The organism is Phyllobacterium zundukense, assembly GCF_002764115.1.
Classification (GTDB): Bacteria; Pseudomonadota; Alphaproteobacteria; order Rhizobiales; family Rhizobiaceae; genus Phyllobacterium; species Phyllobacterium zundukense.
In genome coordinates, this window is the sequence record NZ_CP017942.1 from 224635 (window position 1) to 241112 (window position 16478).

General features: G+C 56.7%; 14 protein-coding genes. 4 read left to right on the top strand and 10 right to left on the bottom strand.

Features of this window, described 5'->3' with window-relative positions; translation table 11 throughout:
- Nucleotides 1-20 precede the first annotated feature (20 nt).
- The gene (gene guaD, locus BLM14_RS24105; protein ID WP_100002417.1) at nt 21-1379 is read right to left on the bottom strand and encodes a guanine deaminase; all 1359 of its coding nucleotides are present in this window, start codon (nt 1377-1379) and stop codon (nt 21-23) included.
- Nucleotides 1376-2614 (bottom strand): urate hydroxylase PuuD, encoded by a 1239-nt coding sequence (locus BLM14_RS24110; RefSeq protein WP_100002419.1) that lies wholly within the window; start codon nt 2612-2614, stop codon nt 1376-1378. Before BLM14_RS24110 ends, guaD begins: the two co-directional genes overlap by 4 nt.
- 135 nt (nt 2615-2749) lie before the next feature.
- Here BLM14_RS24110 and BLM14_RS24115 point away from each other — a divergent pair, with 135 nt between their 5' ends.
- Complete coding sequence (locus BLM14_RS24115) at nt 2750-3664, top strand: LysR family transcriptional regulator (protein WP_100002421.1); 915 nt, start codon at nt 2750-2752, stop codon at nt 3662-3664.
- Between the two features lie 9 nt (nt 3665-3673).
- Here BLM14_RS24115 and xdhC read toward each other — a convergent pair whose 3' ends face one another.
- The 4 genes from xdhC to uraH are packed head-to-tail and all read right to left on the bottom strand — an operon-like array spanning nt 3674 to nt 8742.
- Nucleotides 3674-4531, bottom strand: a complete 858-nt coding sequence (gene xdhC / locus BLM14_RS24120; protein ID WP_100002423.1) for a xanthine dehydrogenase accessory protein XdhC — start codon at nt 4529-4531, stop codon at nt 3674-3676.
- A 7-nt stretch (nt 4532-4538) separates the two neighbouring features.
- Nucleotides 4539-6872, bottom strand: a complete 2334-nt coding sequence (xdhB, locus tag BLM14_RS24125; protein WP_100002910.1) for a xanthine dehydrogenase molybdopterin binding subunit — start codon at nt 6870-6872, stop codon at nt 4539-4541.
- A 10-nt stretch (nt 6873-6882) separates the two neighbouring features.
- Nucleotides 6883-8364 (bottom strand): xanthine dehydrogenase small subunit, encoded by a 1482-nt coding sequence (xdhA, locus tag BLM14_RS24130; protein WP_100002425.1) that lies wholly within the window; start codon nt 8362-8364, stop codon nt 6883-6885.
- 6 nt (nt 8365-8370) lie between these two features.
- The gene (gene uraH, locus BLM14_RS24135) at nt 8371-8742 is read right to left on the bottom strand and encodes a hydroxyisourate hydrolase (protein WP_100002427.1); all 372 of its coding nucleotides are present in this window, start codon (nt 8740-8742) and stop codon (nt 8371-8373) included.
- Between the two features lie 183 nt (nt 8743-8925).
- On the opposite strand from uraH, the gene puuE reads away from it, so the two are divergent.
- From puuE to BLM14_RS24150, 3 genes are read left to right on the top strand one after another with little or no spacing between them, the layout of a single operon-like run.
- Nucleotides 8926-10344 (top strand): allantoinase PuuE, encoded by a 1419-nt coding sequence (gene puuE, locus BLM14_RS24140; RefSeq protein ID WP_100002429.1) that lies wholly within the window; start codon nt 8926-8928, stop codon nt 10342-10344.
- Between the two features lie 9 nt (nt 10345-10353).
- A complete protein-coding gene (alc, locus tag BLM14_RS24145; RefSeq protein WP_100002431.1) occupies nt 10354-11367 on the top strand; it encodes an allantoicase in 1014 nt (337 codons plus the stop codon).
- Between the two features lie 4 nt (nt 11368-11371).
- A complete protein-coding gene (locus BLM14_RS24150) occupies nt 11372-11857 on the top strand; it encodes an ureidoglycolate lyase (RefSeq protein WP_100002432.1) in 486 nt (161 codons plus the stop codon).
- A gap of 96 nt (nt 11858-11953) precedes the next feature.
- On the opposite strand, the gene BLM14_RS24155 is transcribed toward BLM14_RS24150, so the two are convergent.
- The 4 genes from BLM14_RS24155 to BLM14_RS24170 form a co-directional block, all read right to left on the bottom strand.
- Nucleotides 11954-12559 (bottom strand): deaminase, encoded by a 606-nt coding sequence (locus BLM14_RS24155; protein ID WP_100002433.1) that lies wholly within the window; start codon nt 12557-12559, stop codon nt 11954-11956.
- A 91-nt stretch (nt 12560-12650) separates the two neighbouring features.
- On the bottom strand, nt 12651-13943 hold the full coding sequence (locus BLM14_RS24160; RefSeq protein WP_100002435.1) for an NCS2 family permease: 1293 nt from the start codon (nt 13941-13943) through the stop codon (nt 12651-12653).
- Nucleotides 13944-14237: 294 nt separating this feature from the next.
- Nucleotides 14238-15014 (bottom strand): trans-aconitate 2-methyltransferase, encoded by a 777-nt coding sequence (tam, locus tag BLM14_RS24165; RefSeq protein WP_100002911.1) that lies wholly within the window; start codon nt 15012-15014, stop codon nt 14238-14240.
- 48 nt (nt 15015-15062) lie between these two features.
- Nucleotides 15063-16310 carry a DUF2865 domain-containing protein gene (locus tag BLM14_RS24170; RefSeq protein WP_133123988.1) on the bottom strand — a complete coding sequence of 416 codons (1248 nt, stop codon included), beginning with the start codon at nt 16308-16310 and terminating at the stop codon, nt 15063-15065.
- Nucleotides 16311-16478: the final 168 nt, after the last annotated feature.

The window sequence follows — 16478 nt, forward strand, 5'->3', positions numbered from 1 at the left end:
CATCGCTCCCCTTTTACATATCAGGCAGTCTGCAATTCCGGCATAGACCGTGTGCGAGTGCTCGTTGCGGCCGGTTTATCGAGCCCGCTCTTCATGGGCTTGCCGGCAACATAGACCTCGGCCGCCGACCGGTCATCGCCCATCGTCTGAAGGATGAACAGTTCCTCGGCCAGCGTCGTTGCCGTGCGCATGCGCAGTTCCATTGCCGGTTTGGCCCGGCTGTCGAGGACGGTGATATCGGCGTCCGCGCCAGCATGCAGGGAGCCGATGCGATCTTCGAGGCCAAGCGCGCGAGCGTTGCCGAGCGTCATCATATAGTATGACGCAAATGGCGACAGCCGCTGCCCCTGCACGTGCAGGACCTTGTAGGCTTCGCTCATGGTCTCCAGCATCGAGAAGCTGGTTCCACCGCCGACATCGGTTGCGACTGAGGTGCGGGCACCGAGATCACGGAAGCGACCATGATCGAAGAGCCCGCTGCCGAGGAACAGATTGGAGGTAGGGCAGAAGACCGCGACCGACTTCGTTTCCGCGAGCGCCGATATCTCCCGGTCCGAAAGAAAGATGCAGTGCCCGAGCAGCGTCTTCGATCCGAGCAGGCCATAGCTGGCGTAAATATCGGTATAATCCTTTGCCGAAGGATAGAGCGACGTCGCAAAGGCAATCTCGTCCTTGTTTTCGGAGAGATGCGTCTGCACATAGCATTCCGGATGTTCGCGCACCAAGGCACGGCTCATGTCCATCTGCTCCGGCGTCGATGTGATGGCGAAGCGCGGGCTGATCGCATAATGCGCACGACCACGGCCATGCCACTTGGCAATCAGGGCCTTGGTGTCGTCATAACCGGACTGCGGCGTGTCGCGCAGCGCATCGGGTGCATTGCGGTCCATCATGACCTTACCGCCGATCATCAGCATGTTGCGCTTCTCGGCTGCCGTGAAATAGGCATCGACGCTTTCCAAATGAATGGAGCAGTACGCAGCCGCCGTCGTCGTGCCATTGCGGAGCAGTTCATCCATGAACCGCTCGGCAATGAAATCGGCATGGGCGGTGGACGAGAATTTCTGCTCTTCGACGAAGATGTAAGTGTTGAGCCATTCGAGCAGCTGCGCGCCATAGGAGGCGATCGCCTGCGTCTGCGGAAAATGCAGATGGGTGTCGATGAGGCCGGGAAGAATCAGATGCGGGCGATGATCGACAACCTCGGTTTGGGGATCAGCGACAGATATGAGTGCAGCATACTCGCCAACGTCAACGACCTTGCCGTTCTCGACCAGAACAGCACCATCCTCGAAATAGTTGTAGGCGGATTGATCGTCGATGCTCTTGGGCTCATCGACAAAAGTCAGCACCCGGCCGCGTAAAAGCAGTTTGCTCATTGGACTGTTCCTCCCTGAACTGTAGTCTCGTACCAGCTGGCGAGGAGACGCCGCTCCTCATCGGTGATGCCGCTGACATTGGCGGGCGGCATCGCATGCGAGCGCCCAGCCTGCAGATAGATTTCGCGCGCATGCGCGGCGATCTGGCTATCTGTCTCTAGTATCACGCCTTTCGGCGGAACGATGATCCCCTCCCAGCCAGGTTCCTTCGCGTGGCACATCGAGCACCGGCCAAGAATGGCATCGCGTACCTTGGGAAAGGCTTCGGCGGCAATGAATGGCTTTTGGACTGCCGAGATTTTATCTTCAGTATCGCCTGACAAGATCTTCGGCACGGTCGACAACCACATGATGATGATAAAGAGGATGGCGGTCACGAGCCAGGTCCAGGTCGGCTCACCCTTGCGGGCATGGCGGGTGTTGAACCAATGGCGGATCGTGACGCCCATCAGGAAGACCAGCGACGCGATGATCCAGTTGTACTGCGTGCCGAACGCCAGCGGATAATGGTTCGACAACATCAGGAACAGCACCGGCAAGGTCAGGTAGTTGTTGTGCGTCGAACGCTGCTTTGCCTGATTGCCGAGCGCCGGATCCGGGACCTTTCCAGCGATCAGGTCTGCCACGACTTTCTTCTGATTGGGGATAATGATCATGAACACGTTGGCGGACATGATCGTTGCGGTGAATGCTCCAAGGTGCAGGAATGCAGCGCGTCCCGTGAAGAGGTGTGTATAGCCCCACGCCACGAAGACCAGGATGAAATAAAGCAGAACCATCAGCCGCGTGTCGTTTCTGCCAAGCGGCGACTTGCAGATGAGGTCGTAGGCGATCCAGCCGCCAAAGATAGAGGCAAGTGAAATCGCGATGGCGACAGGCCGCGAAACGTCCAGCACATGCGGATCGATCAGATAGAGATCGGCGCCCGCATAGTAGACGATGCAGAGCATGGCAAAGCCCGACAGCCAGGTCGCATAGGACTCCCATTTGAACCAGGTCAGGTGCTCGGGCATCTGCTCGGGCGCCACCAGATATTTCTGGATGTGATAGAAGCCGCCACCATGGACCTGCCATTCCTCGCCATGGGCTCCGGCAGGAAGCCCGGGGCGTTGACGCAGACCGAGATCCAGCGCCACGAAATAGAAGGATGAGCCGATCCAGGCAATGCCTGTGATGACATGCACCCAGCGAAAGGCAAAATTCAACCAGTCCCAGGCAATAGCGAATTCGTACATGCGGCTCTCCCATTTATTACCGGGAGTATGTGCCAAAGCCTATGCTCATGTGAAACACCCTAATGCACCCATCTCTTTCAAAAAAAACTTTAAAATGCTAGATGATTGGACAGTGTAAGTCTTCGAGCGAAAACCATGTCATACCTTGATAACCTTCGTGTTTTCGTTCGCGTCGTCGAACTGGGAAACCTTTCTGCAGCCGGGCGCGATCAGCGCGCTTCACCGGCGGTGGCCAGTAATCGCATCAAGGAACTCGAGCGCCATCTTGGTGTGCGCCTCTTCAATCGCACAACGCGCAAGCTGACCCCGACCGAGCATGGGAAGGTTTTCTATGAGGGCGCGGTGAAGATCATCGAGGCCATCAACGAGGCCGAGGCGGCAATTGCCGATCTCTCCAAGAAGCCGAAAGGTGCGATCCGTATCACTGCCCCGCTCGGCATTGGCCGGCGCCTGATCGCATCGGGCATTCCGGAATTTCACGACAAGTATCCGGATATCGAAGTGCGGCTGAGGCTGTCAGACCACAACATCGATATCATGAGCGAAGGTGTTGATGTCGCCTTCAAGCTCGGCATCCTCGAAGACTCCAATTTGCGCATGCGCGGCATCATGAATTGCGAACGCGTAATCTGCGCATCACCGGACTATCTGGAAAAGCGCGGTACGCCGGCGACGCTCGACGAACTGATATCTGAACACCATGACTGCCTGCTTTTGCGGTATCCGGGTTCCAAGGAATATTACTGGACGCTGCAGACACCGGAAGGCCCGCGTAAGCTGGAAGTCAGCGGGCCCTATGATTCAGACGATGGCGATGTCCTGACGCGATGGGCACTGGATGGCCGTGGCATCATCAACAAACCGCTGTTTGAGGTCAAAAGCCATTTGAACGACGGAACTTTGCGAGCGATCCTCGAAGATACGCCGCCAGTCAGCATTCAGCTTGCGGCGATCTATCCGCACAAGCGGTTTCAGGACCCGAAAGTGCGGCTGATGATCGATTTCATGACCGAGCGCTGCCAGCGCCTGGTCAACGAGATGCTGAAATAGTTGAATTAATCAGGCAGGAACCCGCTTGCGTTCCCGGATAACCGCAGTTTGCGGATTTCGGTGATTGAGCGCCGAGGTCATGATTTCCGCTGCTGCGAGCGCCGCTATGACAGTTGGACGCTTGTCCTTGACCGCAGTTCCTCCGACGGGACAGACAAGCCTGTCGAATATCTCCGGACGGCCGACTTCGCGCGTCAGCCAATTGCGGAACGTTGCCCTTTTGGTCTTCGACCCGATCATCCCGACATATGACGCATCGTCCCGGGCAAGCGCTTCGGCAGTAATCAGAAAATCGAGCGCGTGGTCATGGGTCAGGACCACGAAGGCACTTCCGGCTGGTGCATCCCGAACGACCGCTTCCGGCATGGCCGTGAGACATGTTTCAATCCCGGGAACCTGCGTGGCGGAAAGTTCGTCTTCGCGCGTGTCGACCAATATGATCCGCAGCGGCACCAATGACAGTGCCATTGCCATTGCATCACCGACATGTCCCGCACCGAAGATATAGACATGCGGACGCCGGGCAATCTCAAGATCGACCTTCTCGATCAATGTCATGGCTACACCTCGATCCACTCGCTGGAAGTTGAGCGCAACACGCCCCCCACAGCACTGGCCGATTTCCGGACCGAGAGCGATGGTCATTTCCTGTGCGCCCAACCCGTTGTTCAACGCCCTGCGGGCATGGTCGATCGCCATATACTCAAGCTGCCCACCACCGATGGTACCGAAAATGCAATCAGCAGCAACAAGCATCCAGGCCCCGGCTTCGCGCGGCGTGGAGCCGTCAGCCTCTTTCACTTCGACCAGAACGGCCTGTTTCCGGCGGTTGAGAAAATCCCTGATATCGTCGCGGTTCGTCGGCATGGAATGATCACTTTCCCCTGTCCGCCGTTCTCAACCGTTCGATCGCCATCAGGACGCGCTCCGGCGTCGCTGGTGCGTCGAGACGGGGCGAGATGCGGTAGTCGGCAACGCTGGCAACGGCCATGGAGATGGCCTCAAGCACCGAGATCGCCAGCATGAAGGGTGGCTCGCCCACTGCCTTGGACCGGCGGATCGTCTCCTCGCGGTTGACGGACCAGCTGGCAAGATTGACGTTGAACTGGCGGGGGCGGTCCGACGCAAGCGGGATCTTGTAGGTGGACGGCGCATGCGTGCGCAGCCGGCCCTTGGCATCCCACCAAAGTTCTTCGGTCGTCAGCCAACCCATTCCTTGAACGAAAGCGCCTTCGACTTGACCGAGATCGAGCGCCGGGTTCAGCGACTTGCCGACGTCATGCAGGATATCGGTGCGATCGACCTGGTATTCGCCGGTCAAGGTATCGATACTGACTTCCGACACGGAGGCACCATAGGCAAAATAGTAGAAGGGACGGCCCCTGCCCTCTGCCCGGCTCCAATGGATTTTGGGTGTCTTGTAAAAGCCTGCAGCGGAGAGTTGCACACGGGCGCCGTAGGCCGCCCTGATAAATTCCGGAAATGGAATGAGCTGATCACCAGCCCGCACCGTATTCGGCTCGAAGACGACTTGCTCTTTCATCACGCCGTATTGTTCCACCGCAAACTGGACCAGGCGATCCTTGATCTGCTGAGCCGCATTGGCTGCCGCCATGCCGTTGAGATCGGAGCCGGAGGATGCAGCGGTAGCAGATGTGTTCGGTACCTTCGCCGTCGTCGTTGCCGTAATCTTGATGCGGTCGAGATCGACCTGGAATTCATCGGCAACAACCTGGGCTATCTTGGTGTTCAGCCCCTGTCCCATCTCGGTTCCGCCGTGGTTGAGATGGATCGAACCGTCAGTATAGACGTGGACCAACGCGCCAGCCTGATTATACTCGGTCTTGGTGAAAGAAATGCCGAATTTCACCGGAGTCAGCGCTATGCCACGCTTGATGATCCGGCTTTGCCGATTGAAGTTGACAATCGCCTCGCGCCGCGCCGCGTATTCGGAAGACTCTTCAAGTTCCGCAATGATCTGCGGGATGATGTTGTCTTCGACCGTCTGATGGTAGGGCGTAACATTCCGGCCTTCGCCACCGTAGAAATTGGCCTTGCGAATTTCCAGCGGATCCTTGCCAAGCGCATAGGCGATTTCCTCGATCATCCGCTCACCGCCAACCATCCCTTGCGGGCCGCCGAAGCCGCGAAATGCGGTATTGGAGACGGTGTTTGTTTTCAGGGGCCGCGAACGCAACCGCACATTCGGATAGAAATAGCAATTATCGGCGTGGAAGAGAGCCCGGTCCGTCACCGGCCCGGAGAGGTCGGCTGAAAAGCCGCAACGCGCTGAATATGTGGCGTCCACCGCTTCAATGCGGCCCTGATCGTCAAAGCCGAGTTCGTAGGTCACGTGGAAGTCGTGGCGCTTTCCCGTCGCGACCATATCGTCGTCCCGGTCCGGCCTAATTTTCACTGCCCGGTGATACTTCTTGGCAGCGATTGCCGCGACAGCAGCGAAGAGGTTGGCCTGCGTTTCCTTACCGCCGAAGCCACCGCCCATGCGCCGCACATTGACCGTCACGGCATTGGAAGGAACGCCCAGAACGTGGCCGATCATATGCTGCGTTTCGCTCGGATGCTGGGTCGAGGAAAAAACCGTCACGTCGTCATCTTCGCCGGGTATGGCGAAAGCGATGTGACCCTCCAGATAGAAATGGTCCTGACCGCCAATGCGCATCTCGCCGCGGACGCGGTTCTTGGCATTGGCGAGACCCGACGCAATATCGCCGCGCTCAAGCTTCAGCGGATCGATCACCAGCGGATAATTGGCTTTTTCGGCTTCCAACACATCGGTGACATGGTCAAGATCGCGATATTCTATTTTGACTTTCGCGGCCGCCTGCCGCGCAATCTGCCGTGTTTCAGCAATCACAGCAAAGATGGGCTGACCATGGAATTCGACCTTGATGGCAAACACCGGATCATCATGTTTGCCGGCAGGACTGACGTCGTTGTGGCCGGGAATATCATCAACCGTAAGAATCCCGATAACGCCGGCGCAAGCCCTGACCGCTTCATAGTCAACGGACACAATTTCGGCGTGCGCGCGTTGTGACAGGCCAAGATAGGCGTGCAGCGTATCGGACGGCTCAGGCATGTCATCAATGTATTCGGCTGAGCCAGCGACATGTTTGTGGCCCGACTCATGTGGCTGCTGTTCGTGAACACCGCCGCGGATGCGGGCTATCGGCTGAATTGAGTTCATTGCGCGCTCCTCACCCAAACGCCGCTTCATAGCGGTTCAATCGAATGTTCTTCTCACCACCCGTTTCGAGATAGAAACGCCGCAGCAGATTCTTTGCCACCAACAGGCGATAGTCTGCCGAGGCGCGCCAATCCGTCAGCGGTGTGAAATCGTCGGAGAACGCAGCTGACGCCTTTTCAATCGTCCCTTCGTCCCACACAGCGCCGGTCAATACCTTTTCAACTGAGCAAGCCCGCTTCGGCGTGCCGGCCATGCCGCCAAAGGCGATGACCGCACTCTTGACCCTGCCTCGGTCATCGAGACCGATCCGGAATGCCCCGCAGACGGATGAGATATCTTCGTCCAAGCGTTTGGAAATCTTGTAGGCACCGAAAAGATCTTCGGCATCGAGATAGGGGATTTGGATCGCTTCGACGAATTCGCCGGGCGAACGGTCCTGTTTGCCGTACTCAATGAAGTATTCCTCGATCGGAACCGATCGGCGGATTTTACCCTTGCGCAACAGGACGGTCGCGCCAAGTCCGATCAGAGCGGGTGGTGTGTCACCGATCGGCGAACCATTGGCCACATTGCCGCCGATCGTTCCCATGTTGCGAACCTGCTCACCGCCAATGCGGTTCCACAATTCCGTCAATTGCGGGAAATGGCGGATGATGGAGGGATAGGCCTCCGTGTAACTGACACCTGCACCAAGTGTCAGAGCACCCTCGCTTTCACTGATCTGGCGCAACTCGTCCAGATGCGAAATGAACACAACCGGCCCGATCTCGCGCATGAACTTCGTTACCCAAAGCCCGACATCAGTCGAGCCTGCGACGATGGTGGCATTCGGGTTGTTCTCCAGCACGTCCGCGAAGTCATCGACGTTGGCGGGAAGAACAAGCTGTTGCTTGCCCTCGCCGACAACAACGCGCTTGCCGTCTTTCAGCGCAAGCAGTTGTCCGGTAACGCGCGCCCGTTCGGCCACCAGCGGGTCTTTCTTCAAATCCCCGACTGTCGAGACACTCTCGGCGGCGCGGATGATGGCTGCATAACCGGTGCAGCGGCAAAGATTGCCCTGCAGTGCCTTCTCGATTTCCTGGGTGTTTGGTTGCGGATTCTGCATCCACAATCCGTAGAGCGACATGACAAAACCGGGGGTACAGAAGCCGCACTGCGAGGCGTGGGTATCTACCATCGCCTGCTGCACCGGATGCAGGGTTCCGTCCATTCCAGCCAGCGCCTCGACTGTGACGACGTGACAGCCATCCAGCGAACCGACGAACCGGATGCAGGCATTTACCGATTCATATTTGAGTTGGCCATTGAACAGCCGCCCGACGAGAACCGTGCACGCGCCGCAATCGCCCTCTGCACAACCTTCCTTCGTGCCGCGCAATTTACGTGTCAGCCGGAGAAAATCGAGAAGTGTTTCCGTCGGGGAAACATCGGCTCGTTCGATGATTTTGTCGTTCAGCAGAAACCGGATGCTGATGCGGATCTGGATTTCCATGTGCGATCAGCTCCCGCGATAGGTTGAATAGCCAAACGGCGCGACGAGAAGCGGCACATGGTAATGCACATTCTCGTCATCGATGCCGAAACGGATCGGAACCACGTCGAGAAATGGTGTTTGACCAATCGCTGGCTCACTGCCGAAATACTCGCCGACGTGAAAGCGAAGTTCGTAGGCGCCCGAACGCATATCCGCGCCAGTCAGCAGCGGCTTGTTGCAGCGTCCGTCCTCATTGGTCCGCGTGCTGTGCAAAGGCATCAAGCGATCGCCGTCGATGCGAAAGAGGTCGATCCGGAGTTTGGCAGCAGGCTTGCCGCTCGCCGTATCGAGCACATGAGTGGTCAGGCGTCCGGCTGCTTCGTTCTGTCGGCTCATAAGCGTTCGTCCCTCCCAAGGAGAACTTTCAATTTTCCATCGCCCAGTTTGCCCGCAGACACCGCCTCGGGGTAGCGAGCGCTTGATTGCAGGACTTTCAAAATTTTCTGGGGGAATGCTTCGCCTATAATTTGATTATTCAAGGGAGTGATTGAGCACCCCGTCTGAGGAGGGACGGCATTGATGAGATATCCGAGGGACATGCACGGTTATGGCGCGACCCCGCCGCAAGCCAATTGGCCGGATGGCGCACGGATCGCAGTTCAGTTCGTCGTCAATTACGAGGAAGGCGGCGAGAACTGCGTCTTGCACGGGGATGCGGCTTCCGAAGCATTCCTTTCGGAGATCGTCGGCGCGCAGGCCTGGCCCGACCAGCGGCACTGGAACATGGAGTCGATCTACGAATATGGCGCGCGCGCCGGGTTCTGGCGTCTGCATAGGCTGCTTACCGCGAAGAATGTTCCAGCTACGGTTTACGGTATTGCGATAGCCCTGCAGCGCTCACCGGCACAAGTGCGGGCCATGCTCGATGCGGATTGGGAGATCGCGTCCCATGGCTTGAAATGGATCGACTACAAGGATTACAGCAAAGAGGCCGAGCGCGAGCACATGCTCGAAGCCATTCGCATCCATAGCGCCGTTACCGGCGCGCGCCCACGCGGCTGGTACACGGGCCGTTGCTCCATCAATACGGTCGACCTTGTGACGGAAGAAACCGGTTTCGACTATGTCTCCGATTCCTATGCCGACGACTTGCCCTATTGGCACGAACATGGCGGTCGGCACCAGCTCGTCATTCCTTATACGCTCGACGCCAACGACATGCGGTTCGCTACGCCGCAGGGTTTCAATTCAGGCGACCAGTTCTTCGCCTATCTGAAGGATAGCTTCGACACCCTCTACGCGGAAGGCGAAGCCGGTTTCCCAAAAATGATGAGCATCGGTCTGCATTGCCGCCTTGCGGGCCGGCCAGGGCGAGTTGCCGCCCTCTCCCGTTTTATCGATTATGTGCAGGGTCACGAAAAAATCTGGCTTGCACGCCGCGTCGACATTGCGCGGCACTGGGCGATCAATCACCCATACAAGCCGCAAGGCACCCGACCGTCAGCTCTTGATAAAGCCGCATTCGTCGAACGCTTCGGCGGTGTCTTCGAGCATTCGGACTGGATTGCCCGCCGCGCCTATGCCGCGGAACTTTCGCCAGCGCATGACAATGCTGTCGGGCTTCATGCTGCACTCACTGTCGCCTTTCGCAGCGCCTCGAGCGACGAACGTCTCGGCGTCCTGAACGCACACCCGGATCTTGCCGGCAAGCTGGCGCAAGCCAAGCGGCTAACCGAAAGCTCGACAAGGGAACAGGCCTCTGCTGGCCTCGATGCCCTGACTGACAACGAGCGCGAGCAGTTCACCGCACTCAATGCGCGCTATGTCGAGACTTTTGGATTCCCCTTCATCATTGCGGTCAAGGGCCGCAGCAAGGATGAAATCCTTAGCGCCTTCCGGACCCGGATCTCCAACGATCGCCAAACCGAATTCAACACTGCGTGCCGAGAGGTGGAGAGGATCGCCCTTCTCCGGCTTCAGGCCATGCTGCCAAACTGAGGAGTTAAAATGTCAAGTCCCGTTGAAGACCTACCCGCATTCGCAAAGAATTCGATCAATCTCGCCTCGGCGGGATTGGGTGCAAAGCCGCTTTTTGCAACCGACGAGTTCTTTGCCCCTTTGGAGCGTATGCTGAACGATGATCCCGCGATCTTCTATCCCGAGAAGTTCGACGATCACGGCAAGTGGATGGACGGCTGGGAGACACGCCGGCGCCGCAGCAGCGGCCATGATTATGCGATTGTCCAACTTGCTGCTCCCGGAACGATCGCCGGCTTCGATGTCGACACCGCGCATTTCACCGGAAACTATCCTCCGGCCTGCCGCATTGAAGCATGCAATTCTACGGGTGAACCCGACGATGCAACCGAATGGACCGAGGTGCTCGGTCTGAGCCAGTTGGGGCCAAGCGCACAGCATTATTTTGCCTGCGCGTCAAACGCGGTCTGGAGCCATGTTCGCCTGCATATCCATCCGGATGGCGGTGTGGCGCGGCTGCGGGTTTACGGCCAGCCCTCATTGGATACGAGCAATGTCAGCGGTTCAGCCGTCGATCTCGCCTCGTCGCTCCTCGGCGGGCGTGTCGTCGCCATGTCGAACGCTCATTATGGTCATCAGCGTCTTCTGGCACCCGGCCGGGGACTCAACATGGGTGACGGCTGGGAAACGCGCCGTCGCCGTGAACCGGGCAATGACTGGATCATCATCAAGCTTGCAGCCCGCGGAACAATCGAAAGCGCGATCGTCGATACCGCATATTTCAAGGGCAATTACCCGGATGCCTGTTCCATCCAGGTCGCCGATCTTGGCGATGCCGGCGAGAGCCTCGATGAGCTGGTTGTCGCCTCGTCCATGTTCTGGGAAGAAATCCTGCCGCAGCAAAAACTGGCTGCCGATACTGTCCATGAATATGGACCCAATCAGATCAGGCAAAACGGTGCGGTAACGCACGCGCGATTCAACATCTACCCGGATGGTGGCGTCAGCAGGTTACGTCTGTTTGGCAAGATCGTTCGCGGATAGGCACATGCGCGAGATCCTTGTTCAACCATTGACCCGGGAGGCCTTTCGGCCTTTCGGGGATGTTATCGAGATCGATGGGGCTGACAGCTTTCCGATCAACCATGGCATGTGCATGCGCTATCACGACCTGGCCAAGGTCGAAACGACGGGCGAAAATGCCCGGACCTTGATCAGCCTGCTGCGCGGCAAGCCTTACGAATTGCCGCTAAGGCTTGAAATGGTTGAGCGCCACCCTTTCGGCAGCCAGGCATTCGTGCCGTTGTCGCAGAATCCCTTTCTGGTGGTGGCCGCTCATGAACAGCCGGACGGCCCAGGTGATCCAGTCGCTTTTCTGACGAAGACTGGCCAGGGCGTAAATATCCATCGCAATATCTGGCATGGCATTTTGACACCGCTCGAAGGCCACTCCGATTTCGTCGTCATCGACCGCGGTGGTGATGGCATCAATCTGCAAGAGCATTTCTATCGCGAACCGTTTCTCATTCGCTGACACCCAAGGAAAATGGCCGCTTCAATCGCGGCCATTTTTCTGTTCTCACAAACTTCAGATCTTACTTTAACGAGTTGAACGATCGATTGAGCCTGGTCAATTAAGCGGAATGGAGTTCTTGTCTTTGCCAGCCTGATAAAGCTGCGAAAGCTCGGCATATTTGTCGCTGATCGCTGCCGCGCGCTTCTGCAGTCTGTCCCTATCTGGTTCAGGCAGCTCGGCGATCATCTTGTGGATGGAGTAGCTTTTCCAGAACGCGTTCTCCCGATTGTAACCGCCAGGCTCCAGGGTGAAAACTTCCTTGAGGATTTTGAGGTCATGCGGAATGGCAAATGCGTCGCGCGAGTCTTCATGGCTGAAGAAGTAATAGAAATTATCAAAGCCCGCCCAGGTTATCGCCGAAAGACACATTGAACAGGGTTCATGGGTCGAGAGGAAAATCAGATCGCATGGATCAGGACGCCTGCCGTCACTGATCTCGTAGAACCGCTTCAACGTGTGGACTTCGCCATGCCAGAGCGGGTTTTCCGTTTCATTGTTTGTTTCTGCAAGCACGACTGAAAGATCCGATTTGCGAAGCAAGGCCGCGCCAAAAACCTTGTTGCCTGCCGCAACGCCCTCTTCCGTCATTGGAATAATTTGGTGCTCCATCGCGTCCAGCAGCGCGTCGAGAATATTCGTTGTTGAGGTCAGCTGCTTCATTGGAGAACCTTGTTCAGTGGCTTGTTCGACCCCTTGAAATAACAACGAGGCGGATGCGGCGCAATCACCCCATCCGCCTCGTATCGGCATTTTAAGCAGGGAACAGCGCAAATCGCACAACGAAGAGGATCGCAACCAGCCATGTCGCCGGATGGATAACACTTACCCGACCTGTGAACGTCTTCAGCACCACATAGCTGATGAAGCCGAAGGCGAGGCCGTTGGCAATCGAATAGGTGAACGGGATCATCAATGCGGTCAGCGCCGCAGGCGTCGATTCGGTGACATCGCTCCATTCGATATCGACAAGCTCGTGCATCATGAGACCAGCAACGTAAAGCAAGGCCGGGGCGGTTGCATAGCCGGGTACGGATGCTGCCAGAGGTGCAATAAACAGCGCCGCCAGAAACAGGACCGCAATGGTCAAGGCAGTCAGTCCGGTGCGCCCGCCTGCCTGAACGCCGGATGCGCTTTCGACATAGGCCGTTGTGCTGCTGGTGCCGAGCAAGGAGCCGGCCACGATCGCCGTACTGTCGGCGAACAGGGCACGGCCAAGATTGTTCGGCTTTCCCTCTTCGATCAGCCCGGCGCGCTTGCTGACACCGATCAAGGTTCCGGTCGCGTCGAAGACTTCAACGAGCACGAATACCAGGATGACCTGCAGGAGCCCCGTATGCAAAGCACCGGTAATATCCAGCTGAAGAAAGGTTGGCGCCAGACTTGGCGGTGCCGAGAATACGCCCTTGAATTCGCTCACCCCGAGGATCATCGACAGGATGGTCACGACCAGTATGCCAATCAGGATCGATCCGCGCACCTTGAGTGCATCAAGCGCAGCGATAACGAAGAAGCCAAGAATAGCAAGCAGCGTACCAGTGCTGCCGAGATGGCCAAGCCCAACAAATGTTGCGGGATTGGCGACGATGATGCCGGAATTTTTCAAAGCAATGAATGCGAGGAAAAGACCTATACCGGCCGCGATCGCGCTGCGCAACGATTTGGGAATTCCTGCAACGAGCCAGCTTCGTATCCCTGTCACCGTAAGCAGCAGGAAGATGCAGCCGGAAATGAAGACGGCGCCAAGTGCCTGCTGCCAGGTGAAGCCCATGGCCGCCACGACAGTGAAGGCAAAGAAAGCATTGAGGCCCATCCCAGGAGCCATACCGATGGGCCAATTGGCTACCATAGCCATGACCGCCGAGCCGAGAGCAGCCGCGATACAGGTTGCGACAAACACCGCATTGCGATCCACGCCGGTGGAAGACAGAATCTCTGGATTGACAAAAATAATGTACGACATCGTCAGGAATGTCGTCAGTCCGGCCAACACTTCCGTACGCACAGTCGTGTTGTGGTCGCTAAGCTTGAAAAGCTTCTCGAGCATAATTCCTCCCCTTGGCAAACGCCTAAGCCTCTGGTTGCCGCGTGACGCTCCGAGCGCTATTTGCCGGCATCCGATATTGAGTTTTCGATAATTCTCCAATCAAGAGATGACGGGCACACACTCCTCCGCATGCCAGTCAACTCTTCAGTGTTGCCACCGCAAGTATGATTGTGCGTCTTTCGCTTCGGCGATACTAGGCACCTATTCCGCATTCATTTGCGAAACAGCTTCAATATTTTATTGATTTCGAAGAACGCCAGATAAACCCGGAAGGGTTGGAAGAAGCCGCCAATATTACCGCGTGGCAACGATGAAAATACGTGGAAATGGCAAGAGTACCATGCCGTCTTTCATCAGGTGATAAGACTGTGAGATGCGCTCCTTGTATTTTTCAAGAAAGGGCAATCGCTCGTCCTCGTCAAGCAAGGACAGATATGGCCGCAGCCCGGAGCCCTTGAACCATTCGACGATACCATCAAGCCCCTGCAAGGGATGATGATAGGTGGTACGCCAGACCTCGACTCGTTGGCTAAGCGGCCGGAGCAATTGATAATAGAAGGAGGCGTTTCCTATCGTGGTGCGAGCGAAATCCGCTTTTGCCATTCTGTCTGCCCAGCTTCCCCCTGAGGCTACTTCGCGCATCGCCACATGCGTCGGCTCCTCCAGATTGTCCGGCATCTGTATCGCCAGGGAACCGCCTGCATTCAAAAAACCCATCAATCTTGGAAACAACCGCTCGTGGTCTGGCAGCCATTGCATCACAGCGTTGCCATAGAGAAGATCGGCATTCTGGTGCGGCTGCCAGCTATCCACATCGGCCGTTGCAAAATTGCAGCTGGGTAGTCTCGATTGGGCCTCTGCAATCATCTCTGCAGAAGAATCGATGCCCAGAACGACGGCCTGTGGAAACCGCTTCACAAGCACCTCGGTGGAGTTGCCCGGACCGCACCCAAGATCGACAGCAAATTTAACTTCCCTGTTGGGAACAGCGGAAAGCAGATCGTTTGCCGGGCGGGTGCGCTCGTCCTCGAATTTAAGATACTGTCCCGGCGACCATGCTGGCTTTGCCATATCGGCCTCTCGCTCGTTCGAACGAACGACGTCCAAAGCCATCATCCGTTATTGAATTCTTTTCATAATATCTGATGCAATCGTCTTAACAATGTTTTCCGGAGTGAGAAGGCCAGCGCTGCTTTCCTTGACTCCCTTCTCTGGTGGCGGCGATCTGAAATCGGTGGCTTTGGTTTCCACTGGAAAGAACGCCGGACCGACCATTCTTACATCTTGCGGCTCTGTCTCTGTTTCATCAATGTCGCCTTGAGCAGGGTCCTCCATCGGGACTGCCGCGACAACACCCGGATCCGTGTCTTCCTTGGACACAGCCATTATGCTCGATGATTGCGATTGCGGATCGGATGTCGACTGTTCCGACACGATGGGTACGCTTCCCTGCGCGGCGTGGCAGCTGCAACCCGGTACTGATCTCAGGCCCGACGTGCGATAGTTGAACGCATTCGGCAGCTCGCTGTAGGGCTTCTTGTCTGCAACAGATATCATGTCATCGGATTCTTGTTCCGGCACCGCATGATAGTACAATTGCGCATTCCCGCTTGGGCACATCGCGGTGCAAGCATTCTGATCGCGGGCAAAATTTCGCGGTTGGCTTGAAAACGAGATCGGGAAGTAATAGCCGTCGCACGTGCGAACGCAAAGTGTTCGATATCCTCCCTTCTTGACAATGACGTTCCCAGCCGGATCGGTCCCTTCATAGGATGTGGCAAGCGTCTCCGGAGCATGTGTCAACCGGTTCTTTCGTTGTGCTGCACGCTCATCAATTTGCCGTTTCGCCAGCTCGTTTGCCGACGGGCCAGAATTCCGCCCGCTGCTCGGGCCAAACAAAACCTCAAAGAGGGTCTTGCGACCAGTACTAGACGGCTGATCATTGCTACGCGCCGTGATCGCGCCGCCGTTGCAGCCATTGGCACTCATTGAAGCGAGAATTTGCTGGCGGGACGGCCCTCGAGATCGATCACTGGCGTTCTGGAGCTTTGCGAGCCTGGCGGACATCTTATCGATGGTTTGCGCATACCGCTTGCACAAAGCTGGGTCGCCGCGAGAGAAGAGAAAACCGCCGCAACCTTGCTTGCTCGCCTTTGCCCGCATCTGCTGAAGCTGCAGGGCCTGTTGCTGTGCGCCACGGTTATATTTTTGTGACCCTTCACTGCTATTTGATACAGCTACAAGTTGTTTCTTCAGCGTGGCACAAATACCTGACGCGGCATATGCGTTGCCGAAAGAGACTGAGCTTACCGCCAGTAGCAGTCCAGCCCAAATGGGTACTCGGAAAACAGAAACTACTCGCACCACTGCATCCTCCAAGAGGTTGCGCTACAAGGAAGCGATACCAAAACATGATGGGTTGGAGCAAAAGCCTGGCATACAAACCAGCTCGCAAGTTGATGTGATTATGGATACCTCCCATCAATCAGATTAGTTCACTTTTGTATTTGATGTAATCCCAATTATTTATTTATC

Bases quoted from the DNA above. Each gene is read 5' to 3' on its own strand.
- xdhB (WP_100002910.1), bottom strand. From the start codon at position 6,872: ATGAACTCAATTCAGCCGATAGCCCGCATCCGCGGCGGTGTTCACGAA.
- BLM14_RS24115 (WP_100002421.1), top strand. From the start codon at position 2,750: ATGTCATACCTTGATAACCTTCGTGTTTTCGTTCGCGTCGTCGAACTG.
- alc (WP_100002431.1), top strand. From the start codon at position 10,354: ATGTCAAGTCCCGTTGAAGACCTACCCGCATTCGCAAAGAATTCGATC.
- uraH (WP_100002427.1), bottom strand. From the start codon at position 8,742: ATGAGCCGACAGAACGAAGCAGCCGGACGCCTGACCACTCATGTGCTC.
- BLM14_RS24155 (WP_100002433.1), bottom strand. From the start codon at position 12,559: ATGAAGCAGCTGACCTCAACAACGAATATTCTCGACGCGCTGCTGGAC.
- puuE (WP_100002429.1), top strand. From the start codon at position 8,926: ATGAGATATCCGAGGGACATGCACGGTTATGGCGCGACCCCGCCGCAA.
- BLM14_RS24160 (WP_100002435.1), bottom strand. From the start codon at position 13,943: ATGCTCGAGAAGCTTTTCAAGCTTAGCGACCACAACACGACTGTGCGT.
- BLM14_RS24150 (WP_100002432.1), top strand. From the start codon at position 11,372: ATGCGCGAGATCCTTGTTCAACCATTGACCCGGGAGGCCTTTCGGCCT.
- tam (WP_100002911.1), bottom strand. From the start codon at position 15,014: ATGGCAAAGCCAGCATGGTCGCCGGGACAGTATCTTAAATTCGAGGAC.
- guaD (WP_100002417.1), bottom strand. From the start codon at position 1,379: ATGAGCAAACTGCTTTTACGCGGCCGGGTGCTGACTTTTGTCGATGAG.
- xdhA (WP_100002425.1), bottom strand. From the start codon at position 8,364: ATGGAAATCCAGATCCGCATCAGCATCCGGTTTCTGCTGAACGACAAA.
- xdhC (WP_100002423.1), bottom strand. From the start codon at position 4,531: ATGCCGACGAACCGCGACGATATCAGGGATTTTCTCAACCGCCGGAAA.
- BLM14_RS24110 (WP_100002419.1), bottom strand. From the start codon at position 2,614: ATGTACGAATTCGCTATTGCCTGGGACTGGTTGAATTTTGCCTTTCGC.